7 protein-coding genes are annotated in these 12,089 nt (G+C 53.5%); 5 read left to right on the top strand and 2 right to left on the bottom strand.

Annotation, left to right across the window (positions count from 1 at the left end; all coding sequences use genetic code 11):
* Window positions 1-381: 381 nt before the first annotated feature.
* Together L975_RS05370 and L975_RS05365 are read right to left on the bottom strand one after the other, a co-directional pair.
* Window positions 382-3,846: a PAS domain-containing hybrid sensor histidine kinase/response regulator gene (locus tag L975_RS05370; RefSeq protein WP_039046468.1), complete on the bottom strand. Its 3,465-nt coding sequence runs from the start codon at window positions 3,844-3,846 to the stop codon at window positions 382-384.
* A 75-nt stretch (window positions 3,847-3,921) separates the two neighbouring features.
* The gene (locus L975_RS05365; RefSeq protein ID WP_039046467.1) at window positions 3,922-5,055 is read right to left on the bottom strand and encodes a 3-phenylpropionate MFS transporter; all 1,134 of its coding nucleotides are present in this window, start codon (window positions 5,053-5,055) and stop codon (window positions 3,922-3,924) included.
* A gap of 234 nt (window positions 5,056-5,289) precedes the next feature.
* Between L975_RS05365 and L975_RS05360 the strand changes: the two genes are divergently transcribed.
* The 5 genes from L975_RS05360 to L975_RS05340 all read left to right on the top strand — a co-directional run bounded on the left by L975_RS05360 (window position 5,290) and on the right by L975_RS05340 (window position 11,840).
* Window positions 5,290-7,140: a DUF294 nucleotidyltransferase-like domain-containing protein gene (locus tag L975_RS05360; protein ID WP_047707604.1), complete on the top strand. Its 1,851-nt coding sequence runs from the start codon at window positions 5,290-5,292 to the stop codon at window positions 7,138-7,140.
* Window positions 7,141-7,145: 5 nt separating this feature from the next.
* Window positions 7,146-7,769: a 3'-5' exonuclease gene (locus L975_RS05355; protein WP_052181292.1), complete on the top strand. Its 624-nt coding sequence runs from the start codon at window positions 7,146-7,148 to the stop codon at window positions 7,767-7,769.
* A 70-nt stretch (window positions 7,770-7,839) separates the two neighbouring features.
* Window positions 7,840-9,801, top strand: a complete 1,962-nt coding sequence (acs, locus tag L975_RS05350; protein ID WP_010864836.1) for an acetate--CoA ligase — start codon at window positions 7,840-7,842, stop codon at window positions 9,799-9,801.
* A 72-nt stretch (window positions 9,802-9,873) separates the two neighbouring features.
* Window positions 9,874-10,185, top strand: a complete 312-nt coding sequence (locus L975_RS05345) for a DUF485 domain-containing protein (protein WP_010864837.1) — start codon at window positions 9,874-9,876, stop codon at window positions 10,183-10,185.
* Window positions 10,182-11,840, top strand: coding sequence for a cation acetate symporter (locus tag L975_RS05340; protein WP_047707603.1), 1,659 nt, complete (start codon window positions 10,182-10,184; stop codon window positions 11,838-11,840). The genes L975_RS05345 and L975_RS05340 overlap by 4 nt, the downstream gene beginning before the upstream one ends.
* The last annotated feature ends 249 nt before the right edge of the window (window positions 11,841-12,089 follow it).

Raw genomic sequence — 12,089 nt, 5'->3', positions numbered from 1 at the left:
GCATTATTCCGCTTTCCTGTTGTGCCGTCAAGCATTTTTTATCATGCTCAACTGCGTTGTTTCGTTGACCACCGACCACTGTGATTTGCATCACTGCTGCCGTGTCAGTGGGGTCGCATTATAGGGATGCTACAGATCTTCGCAAGTAGAAATCTTCGATTTATGATGTGTTTGCACAAATAAACAGCAAAGCCGATCCTTTTCCCTCTAGTTCAGGTCTTTTACGCTGTTTTTTTGATCTTTTTTAACCGACACGTTCTCTCTTCTCTCTCCAATAAGATCTTTTATTGCTTCGCTTTTTTGTCAGCAATCGCCCAAACACCATCCGATCATGCGGAGTATGCACAGTGTTAAGTGGCTCGATCATCGCGGATCGTTCGATTAATGAAAGCTCTGTTGATAAAAGCTATTGAGCAAAAGACGCAATTTAAGGGGTTTAAGCGGTTTGGCCAAAAATGGATAACCCGCTTGCTGTACGGCCGTTAATACCTGTTGTGAGCGATCGGCACTTAAGACGGCGCCACAGCGAACCGGAAACTTGGCGTTGATGTGGTGTAGTACATCTAACCCGCTTAAGTTTTCCGCCAGATGGTAATCGGTCAGGATCACCTGCGGCTGCCAGCCGCTTTGCAGTAACGCTTGGACTTGATGCAGATCTTCGGCCAAACGCACTTCACATCCCCAGCGGCTTAATAGCGCTTGGAGCGCATCTAAAATGCTGACCTCATTATCGACGCACAAAATACGCATACCTTGAAACTCAGGCAGTGGCATTTGCTCGGTTGGTTGACGACCGACAACAGTGGCTGCGGGCAGTAATTGTCGGATCCGCGGCACTCGAATACTGAATACCGACCCCTTGCCTAACTCGGAGTGCACGGTGATGCCGTGCTCCAATACGCTGGCCATCCCTTTGGCAATCGCTAAGCCTAAGCCCAGACCATTTTCTTTGGCGGTTCGGCTGTGATCCAAACGGGAGAACTCTTCGAAGATGATCTCCACTTTATCGGGTGGGATCCCTTGCCCGTTATCCCAGACTTGAATCCACACATCTTTGCCTTGACGACGACAACCCAAGACCACCCGACCACAGGGCGCGTAACGAAAAGCATTGGTGAGAAAGTTTTGTAAGATGCGGCGTAAAAGCTTTTTATCACTGTTAACCCACATCTGCGTATCCACCACCTCTAAACGCATCTGCTGCGCTTGCGCCAAAATGGTGAATTCACTGCGCAGGTTATCCAGCACATCAAACAGATTAAAATCGGTGCGCCGAACGCTCAGTTTACCGGCCTCAATGCGCGACATATCCAGCAAATCACTGATCAGCTCTTCGGCGGAGGTCATCGCCTCTTCCACTTGCGCCGCCAAGCGACGTGCTTCACCGACCGGTAAAATCTCTAATAAAGAAGCGTTGAATAACTTGGCGGCATTCAGTGGCTGCATCAAGTCATGGCTAACGGCAGCCAGAAAACGACTTTTGGAGTGCGCGGCTTGATGCGCCGCTTGGGTCGCTGCCACCAACTGCTGATTGAGTAAGGTCAGCTCGCGAGTACGATCTTGCACCCGCGCTTCAAGTGTTTCGTTGGCCTCCAACAGGGCATTTTCCGCTTCGATGAATGGGGTGATATCGGTAAAACTCATGACAAAGCCGCCGCCGGGCATCGGATTACCTTGCAGCTCGATAACCCGCCCATCGCTGCGGCGGCGGGCCGAGCGATGTGAAGTGCCTTGCTGCATATGAGCGACTCGTCGACGCACTTGGGTTTCAACATCCCCAGAGCCACATAACCCTTGCTGCGCGTTATAGCGAATAATATCTTCAATCGGGCGGCCAACTTGAATTAGACCTGCAGGAAAGTTAAACAGCTCCAGATAACGCCGGTTCCATGCCACCAGCCGCAACTGCTTATCTATCACGCTTAATCCCAAATCAATGTGCTCGATCGCGCCTTGTAATAAGGTGCGCGAAAAATCAAACAGCTCGGAGGCTTCATCCACGATGGTAGCCACCTCTTCCAGCTGCATATCACGTCCTTGTAAGGCCGAGGATAAAACCAAGCGAGCAGAGGACGCGCCGAACACCCCAGCCAACAGACGCTCACTGTGACGGATCAAATCCGCCGAAGCCAACGAAGAAGGGGTTAAAATCTGCTGATGTTGATCGGCAAAACGCATAAAGGCGCGCCGCGCGCGAAACTGGCCAAGAAAACGTGCCACCAGCGTTTCCAACTCTTCCACCGAAACTCGGCTCTGGTACAGAGTCTGCGTATCTTCTTCTTGTACCGGCACACCGGTAAAGCCCGCCGCTTGCAAACGCTCACTCAGTGATGCACGCGTCATCAGTGAAACCGCAATATATAAGCTGCTGTTCACCAGCAAGCTGAGCAATGCGCCCCAATCGGCCAGTGACAGATGCTCTAAATAAGGAATGGCCGGCGGCGTAACCAGCCGCAGTAAGATGTTGGTTTCCGCAGTACCGGCTAATAACTGGGTTTGTGCCATTAGCGCCAATAGCCAGAGTAAAAAGCCACTGCACAAGCCGGCGTACACCCCTTTGCGGTTACCCAAGCGCCAATACAGGCCGCCAATCAATGCCGGCATAAACTGCGCCACGGCCGATAGCGATAAATAGCCAATTTCTGCCAAAGCCGGAATGGGATCAATGGTGAGGTAGCACAGCCAAGCCAGTAAAAACAGTACCGCAATGGTCAAACGGCGGACATTTAGCAGCAATCCAGCAAACTGGTGGTAACTGCGATGGGAAAAGCGTTTTTGCCGCAGCAGCAGCGGCAAAATCAGGTCATTGCTGACCATAATGGCCAGCGCAATGCTCGATACGATCACCATCCCCGCCGCCGCCGACGCGCCGCCCAAAAAAGCCAGCAACGCCAAACCGGAATGACCAAATGCCAGTGGCAGATTGATGACGTAAGTATCGGCCGCCACTTGCCCGGGCAACACAGCCGCACCAATCAAGGCAATCGGCACCACAAACAGACTCATCAACAACAAATACAACGGGAACACCCAACGCGCTACATGCAAATCTTGTGGATGGCTGTTTTCCACCACCGTGGTATGAAACTGGCGTGGCAGGCAAATCACGGCGCTAACGGCCAGCAACAGATGGATCGCAAAACTGCTGAAATTAGTCGGCAGGCTCTGAGTCACTGTCGGCCACTGCCAAGCAATCTCTTGCTTGGCGGCTAACCAGACAATACCGGCCCCTACGCCAAGGAAGGCCACCAGCTTAACCAGCGATTCAAACGCAATAGCCAAGACCACGCCACGATGGTGCTCGGTTGCATCAATATGTCGAGTGCCGAACAAGATAGCGAACAAACTCAGTGCAATGCCCACCAACAAGGAGAGCTGCCGATCGCTGAGGCTAGCACGCGCAATCAGATCCGGCGCTAAAATGGTTAAACCGCTGCTGATGGCTTTGAGTTGCAAAGCGATATAAGGCAGCACACCGGCCACACAAATCAAGGTGACCAACACGCCAATGGTCTGCGCTTTGCCGTAACGGGCAGCAATGAAATCAGCAATCGAGGTGATGTGTTCGCGTTTTGCAATCAGGATCATGCGCCCTAGAAGACGCCAACCAAACACAAACACCAAAATGGGGCCAAGATAGATAGGGATAAAAGACCACAAATCGCGACTGGCCTGCCCGACCGTACCGAAGAAGGTCCACGACGTGCAGTACACGGCGATGGAAAAGCTGTACACCCACGGTCGCCAAGCCGTATTACCGCGGTAGAAGCGGTCACCTAGCCAAGCCACCAGAAACAGCACGCCGAGCCAACCCAGCGTGACCAGTATGACGCCCCATCCCTGCATCGTGCATCCTGCAACATATCAATAACAAACCCCGCCATTGTGGCGGGGTTTCGGCAGGACAACAATCGCTTTTACTTACCCACGTGACGGGCGAAGCATTATGGCCGGAATAGCCAACAAGGCCATGCACCAGAAGACGTTACTGCCCAGACTTTCATACAGATAACCGGATATGACCGTCATCACCGCAATACCGCCACCGGTAACCAGCGCAGCATAAATGGCTTGCAAGCGGATCGTATGGCTCTCGGGCTGCTCGCGGATAAACCGAATAGACGCCACATGACACAAGGCAAACGTAATGCCGTGCATCAATTGCACCAAAATCAGCGCGCCCAAGCTTTGTACTTCAGCCAGCATGCCCCAGCGGATAAACACGCCGATGGCGGAGATCAGCAGCAAAGTACGAATCGCCCAACTGCTGACCACCCGACCAGAGAAGGCAAACACTAAGATCTCGGCCACCACACCAATCGACCACAACATACTGATGGTCGCCGTGCTGTATCCCAACGAACTCCAATAGATAGTGCTAAATGCGTAATAGGCTGCGTGCGAGCCTTGCAGCAAAGTTACGCAAAGCATAAAACGCACGACATTGGACGATTGCAATACATCCGCGAAACTGACTTGGCTACCGTGGTGCGTCGCCACATCAGCCGGCGCGGTACGTGGACGCATCCACCAGCACAGGTTCAACACCACCAAGCTAATCAGTAAGCCCCACAATGCGGCGCGATAGTCGGTGAGCTGAATGACCCAGCCAATCAACGTCGAACCGACAATAAAGGCCAGCGAGCCCCACAAGCGGGCGCGGCCATAATCCAACCCCACCTGCCGTTGCCAAGTATTTGCCAGCGCATCGCCCAGCGGGATCAGCGGACCATTGATCAGGTTAAACAGCACCATCACCACAAACAGCCACCACAGGTGCTGCTGGCCGAAGAAAAAGCCGCCGGCAGTCACCAAACTCAACCCGCCGAGTAAACGCAGCGCATGGATCAGTAAACCGGCATGCTTAACTCGCGGTGTCAGACACAGGTTACCGGTGAAACGCGCCGCCAACCCCACGCCCAGCAATAAGCCGATACTGTCTGGAGACTGACCAATGCCGGATAACCACAGCGACCAAAACGGTAAATAGATGCCATAGGTGAAAAAATAGGTAAAAAAGTAGACTCCCAGCCATAAAGGCGACGACAGCGTCATCGGTGCTCTCCTAGCACAAAATAAACTCGCCCAACAAAGACCGCTACTCTGACAAAGCGCTACTGGGGTTGCAACGTTTTGCGAAGGCTTGCTTCGATTCAGCTCCGCTTTGCGACTAAAGTCGCCTATTCAGCTGCGGTGAAATTGCTCAAACTGAAAAACATTCACCGTTGACCGGTGTCGGATTACCCGCATGTACAGCCGGTAACGGCACCTGCTGCAGGGATGTATGTCATGACCGATATTCTCAATTTGGCGCGACCACCTTTTGATGTGCTCAGCCCCGCGCAGCAACAGATACTGCAACAGCATGTGGATCTGACCTATTTTCGCGCCGGTGACGAAATCACGCGCAGCGACCGCCCCCTGGATGCACAATCACTGTATGTGATCCTCAAAGGTCGCGTGGCCGAATACAGTGCCGCCCATAGCGAGCCGCACAGCGACTATACTGGGGAAGATATTTTCGCCGCCTTTATCCGACCCGATCCCCATACCCTGACTCGCTTTCAAGCCGAAGAAGATACCATCTGCTTTACGCTGCCCTATCGGATTTTTCAGCAGCTGTGCAGCGATAATCCGGATTTCAGCCATTACTTTACCGCGATGCTCACCGCTCGCTCACCGGATCACGACCCCGCGCTGCCGCCCAGTATGGCGGAATTTATCTTACAACCGATCCAACCGGCCATGCTCAGTGAAGTGCTGACCGTTGACGAACAGCAAACCCTTCAAGCCGTCAGCCAGCTGATGTTTGCCCGTAAAACAGACTGCGCCCTGCGCCAGCATCAAGGTCAATGGTATATCCTGACCCGCACCACCTTGCTGCAAGCCCTCACGCAGGAGAATCGACAACTCACCGATCCCATCGCTTTACTGCCGCGCCCAACGCTACAAAAAGTTCAGCTGGGCGATTCGCTGTTTAACGCCATGCAACGCATGATGCGGCATAACATTAAACGGATCGTGGTGGTCGATGAGCAGCAGCAACCGTGCGGGATCTTACACTTGACCCAAATTTTGAGTCTGTTCTCTACCCATACCCACGCACTGGCGCTGCGTATCCGCCGAGCGCGCACACTGGAGGAATTAATCCTCATCAGTGCCCAGCAGCCGATGCTACTCAATACGCTGCACCATAACGATGTGCATATTCGGGTGCTATGCCAGCTGATAAGCGGCTTAAATGAGTTATTAATAGAAAAGACCTTTGCGCTCACCATCCCCGAAGCCATCCAAACGCAGGTTTGCTTGTTTGTACTGGGCTCGGAAGGGCGGCGCGAACAGCTGCTCAAAACCGATCAAGACAATGCGCTGGTGATCGCCGATGATCTTAATTGGCCAACCCAGCAGGCCGATCTGGCACGTTTCACTGCCGCGCTATGCCAACTCGGCTATCCGCCCTGCCCTGGCCATGTCATGGTCAGCAACCCGCAGTGGGTTAAAACAGTCAGTGCGTGGCAACAGGCCATTCAGCAAGCGGCAGCGCGCGGACAAGCCGATGATTTGCTGTGGCTGGCCATCTTATGTGACATGCAGGCAATTGCCGGTGAAGCAACCTTACTGACGCCAGTACAACAGGCACTGCATGAACAATTTCGGACTTACCCTTTATTACCTGCCGGCCTGTGCCGCACCGCGTTGATGTTTGAACCGCCGCTGAATCTGTTCGGACAATTGCGCACCAATGAACAGGGCGTGGATCTCAAACGGCGTGGGCTGTTTCCGTTGATGCATGGGGTACGCGTACTGGCAGCAGAAGCCGGATTGGAAAGCCACAACACCCTTGAGCGATTGCAAGCGCTCACCAGTCTTGGCGTGCTGTCGGCCGATTTTGCCGATGATATAGCGGCCGCCTTTCGCTTACTGCTGCGTTTACGCCTGCATGCCCAGCTGCACACCGCTTCCTCCTCTTCGGCCGAACAGAGCACAGAGCTGGCATCCCCACATACTGCAACCTCACTTTCCACTGCGCTCCAACCGGCACAATTGCGCCATCGCGAGCGTGATCTGCTGCGCCATGCCTTTCAGGTCGTGCATCTTTTTCAACAGTGGCTGGCGCGCCGCTATGCCATTCAGGTCTGACGATCATGGGGTTGTTACAGCGCTTGTGGTTACAACATCGGTTCCGACATAGCGAGCATGCACAACTGTTCGCGCCGCCACTGCCGGATGAATGGGTTGCGCTGGATTTTGAAACCACCGGCCTCAATCCCCAGCGCGCCGAAATCGTGGCTATCGGTGCGCTGCGTATCCGGCATAACCACATTTTACTCAGCGAATCGCTGAATCTACGCCTGACACCACCGGCCAGTTTGCAGGCCGATTCGGTAGTGATCCACCAATTGCGGCATCAAGATTTGCAGCAAGGCTGCAGCATCGAGCAAGCCTTAGCCCAGCTACTGGCCTTTATCGGCAATCGCCCCTTGGTCGGTTATCACATTCGTTATGATGCGCATATTCTCAATCGCTACTGCCGCGAGCTGTACGGTTTTAGCTTGCCGCACCAACAAATTGAAGTCAGTACCCTGTATCACGACCGCGTCTTTCACCAATTACCGGATGCGTTGATCGATTTAGGGCTCGACAACATCTGCCGTCATCTGGGTTTACCTCTGCTGGCTAAGCACGATGCGCTGAATGATGCGCTGACCGCCGCGCTGATTTTCTTGCGCCTGCGCTATGGTAGCCGGATCTCTCATCCCAAAGTCTAATTGTCTAAGCGCGCCTTTAAGTTCACATTTTATTAACACGCAGTATGTGAATGTTGCCAAGGAGAGCGTTATGAGTCAGGTCCAGATCCATCCGGTTATTCCCGAGTTCGCCCGCACCGCACTGGTTACCCGTGCGGATTATGAGACCCTGTACCGCCAGTCCGTGAGCAATCCGGACAGTTTCTGGCGTGAGCAAGGCAAAATCCTGGACTGGATCCGTCCATACCAGCAGGTCAAAAATACTTCCTATGACTCCGGCCATATCAGCATTCGCTGGTTCGAGGATGGCACCCTGAATCTGGCCGCCAACTGTCTGGATCGGCACTTAGCCGAGCGTGGCGACCAAACCGCGATCATCTGGGAAGGCGACAACCCAGCCGAAGACAAAAAAGTCACCTATCGCGAACTGCACCAACAAGTCTGCCGCTTTGCCAACGCCCTGAAAGCACAAGGGATCCGCAAAGGCGATGTGGTCACCATTTACATGCCGATGGTCGTCGAAGCCGCAGTTGCCATGCTGGCCTGCGCCCGCATTGGTGCCATTCACTCCATCGTGTTTGGTGGGTTTTCGCCGGAAGCCCTGTCAGGACGCATCATTGACTGCGGCGCGAAGCTGGTGATCACCGCCGACGAAGGCGTGCGTGCCGGTCGCAGTGTGCCGCTGAAAAAAAATGTCGATGAAGCGCTGACCCATCCGGATGTCAAAACGGTGGAAAAAGTGATTGTTTACCGCCGTACTGGTAACCCCATTGCGTGGCACGAACACCGTGATTTGTGGTGGGATGCACTGACCCAACAAGCGTCCGATGACTGCCCGCCAGAAGAGATGAACGCCGAAGATCCGCTGTTTATCCTCTACACCTCCGGCTCCACTGGCAAACCCAAAGGCGTACTGCACACCACCGGTGGTTACTTGGTGTATGCCGCAATGACCTTCAAATACGTCTTCGACTATCACCATGACGAGATTTACTGGTGTACCGCCGATGTGGGTTGGGTCACTGGCCACTCCTATCTGGTCTATGGCCCCTTGGCCAATGGCGCGACAACATTAATGTTTGAAGGGGTGCCCAACTATCCTGCGGTCAACCGCATGGCGCAGATTGTGGATAAACACCAAGTCAATATTCTGTACACCGCGCCAACGGCTATCCGCGCCCTGATGGCCAAAGGTACAGCCGCCGTAGAAGGCACGTCGCGTCAAAGTCTGCGTCTACTCGGCTCGGTCGGTGAGCCCATTAACCCAGAAGCGTGGGAGTGGTATTCCCGTACCATCGGCGACAACCGTTGTCCGATTGTCGATACTTGGTGGCAAACCGAAACCGGCGGCATCTTGATCACGCCATTGCCGGGGGCAACCGATCTCAAGCCCGGCTCCGCCACTCGTCCGTTTTTCGGCGTGCAACCGGCTATCGTCGATAACATGGGCAATATTCAAGATGGTGAGTGCGAAGGCAATCTGGTGCTGTTAGATGCATGGCCAGGCCAAGCCCGTACCCTGTATGGCGATCATGACCGTTTCGAACAAACCTACTTCTCCACCTTCAAAGGCATGTACTTCACCGGTGACGGTGCGCGCCGTGATGCCGATGGCTATTACTGGATCACTGGACGGGTCGATGACGTACTGAACGTTTCAGGGCACCGTTTGGGGACCGCCGAAATTGAATCGGCACTGGTCTCACATCCAAAAATTGCCGAAGCCGCAGTCGTAGGTGTGCCGCATGACATCAAAGGCCAAGCCATTTACGCCTACATCACCCTGAATGCCGGCGAAAACCCCAGCACAGCTCTGCACGCGGAAGTACGTGATTGGGTACGCAAAGAGATTGGTCCGATTGCCACCCCAGATGTCCTGCATTGGACCGATGGGCTTCCCAAAACCCGCTCCGGCAAAATCATGCGCCGGATCTTGCGCAAAATCGCCGCCGGTGAAACCAGTAATTTGGGGGATACCTCCACACTGGCCGATCCAAGTGTTGTTGAGCGCTTAATCGAACAAAAACAGGCGCTGTACGCCGAAGCACAATAACTGACCAGCCCTGTCGTCGATAGCCTCTGCGCTCGGCAGGGCAATACCCCTACAACAAGAAGAGCAAACACCATGAACGATAACATCTACCAGAAAATTGAAAGCAACCCACGCTTTCAGGAGTTGGTCAGCAAACGGCAACGCTTCGCATGGTTGCTGTCAGCCATCATGCTCGGTTTTTATCTCGGCTTTATTTTACTGATCGCCTTTGAACCGACTTGGCTCGGCGCACCGATCAGTGAAGGATCCAGTATCACTCGCGGGATCCCCATTGGCATGGGCATCATCATCGCCGCGTTCGTATTAACGGGTATTTATGTCAAACGCGCCAATGGCGAATTTGATCAACTGAATCAGGAAATTATCCGTGAGGTGCAATCATGATCCTGCGCCCAATCCTACTGCTGGCCGCGCTCGGTTTACCGACGCTCAGTCAAGCCGCCGATGCCATTACCGGCGACGTACAGCGTCAACCAATCAATGTCTCGGCCATTGTCATGTTCTTGGTGTTCGTTGGCGCAACACTGATGATCACTTACTGGGCCTCGAAACGTAACCGCTCCGCATCTGACTATTACGCCGCAGGCGGCCGGATCACCGGCTTTCAAAACGGGTTAGCCATTGCCGGCGACTACATGTCTGCCGCCTCGTTTCTGGGAATTTCCGCGCTGGTGTACACCTCCGGCTATGATGGCCTGATTTACTCCATCGGCTTTCTGGTTGGCTGGCCGTTGATCCTGTTCCTGATCGCCGAACGTCTGCGTAACTTGGGGAAATACACCTTTGCGGATGTGGCCTCGTACCGCCTCAAGCAAAAAGACGTACGTATTTTGTCGGCCTGTGGCTCTCTGGTTGTTGTGTCGTTATACCTGATTGCCCAAATGGTAGGAGCCGGTAAGCTAATCGAGCTGTTATTCGGTCTGAACTATCACGTCGCCGTGATCTTAGTCGGTGTGTTGATGGTGATGTACGTACTGTTTGGTGGCATGTTGGCGACCACCTGGGTGCAGATCATTAAAGCGGTTATGCTGCTCTCCGGTGCCAGCTTTATGGCCATCATGGTACTCAAACACGTAAACTTCGATTTTGCCTCTTTGTTCAGCGAAGCGATCAAGGTGCATCCAAAGAGCACCGCAATCATGAGCCCAGGCGGTCTGGTCGCCGATCCTATCTCTGCCATCTCACTGGGTCTGGCATTGATGTTTGGTACTGCCGGTTTACCGCATATTCTGATGCGTTTCTTCACCGTCAGTGATGCGAAAGAAGCACGTAAGAGCGTGTTTTATGCCACCGGTTTTATCGGCTACTTCTATATCCTGACCTTTATCATCGGTTTTGGCGCGATTTTGTTGGTCAGCACCAATCCGCAATTTAAAGATGCCACCGGCGCACTGATTGGCGGTAACAACATGGCCGCTATCCATCTGGCTGATGCCGTCGGCGGTAGCTTGTTCCTCGGCTTTATCTCCGCAGTCGCCTTTGCCACGATTCTGGCTGTGGTCGCCGGTCTGACACTGGCCGGCGCCTCTGCGGTTTCCCATGACCTGTATGCCAACGTGCTGCATAAAGGACAAGCGAACGAAGCTGAAGAGATCAAAGTCTCCAAACTGACCACGTTAGTACTGGGCTTAGTCGCCATCGGGCTGGGAATTTTGTTTGAAAAACAAAATATTGCCTTCATGGTCGGTCTGGCATTCTCCATCGCCGCCAGCTGTAACTTCCCAGTACTGTTCCTGTCCATGTACTGGTCAAAACTGACCACCCGCGGTGCTGTAATCGGTGGTTGGGCCGGCTTAATCACCGCCGTCACCTTGATGATCTTAGGCCCAACCGTCTGGGTAAAAGTCCTCGGCCACGCCGAAGCGATTTTCCCGTACGAATATCCAGCACTGTTCTCCATGGCGGTCGCGTTTATCGGGATCTTCTTCTTCTCCATCACCGATAAATCACGCTCGGCACAAGAGGAGCATGCTAAATTCCTGCCCCAGTTTGTGCGCTCACAAACCGGTATTGGCGCAGCGAAAGCCAGCTCGCATTAATCATTTAGCGCAAAACGCTAACATCCCTTATCAAAACCCGCTTCGGCGGGTTTTTTATTTGCCGCTTAAGTTGAGGCTGCAGCTCAAGATGGCTCGTTTTACGTGGGAAAGGGAGGAAAAGCAAAAAACAAATAATGGAAAATGCTGGGAAGGAAGATGAAAATACAAAACCCAAAAACGCAAAAAGCCCATCCGTTAGGATGGGCTCTTCACTTATTTGATGCCTGGCAGTTCCCTACTCTCGCATGG

This window comes from Plesiomonas sp. ZOR0011 (genome assembly GCF_000800945.1).
In the GTDB taxonomy this organism is placed as follows: domain Bacteria; phylum Pseudomonadota; class Gammaproteobacteria; order Enterobacterales; family CAMTGL01; genus Plesiomonas; species Plesiomonas shigelloides.
Note: the sequence above shows the minus strand (reverse complement) of the source record. Positions and strands in the feature narration are given on the sequence as shown.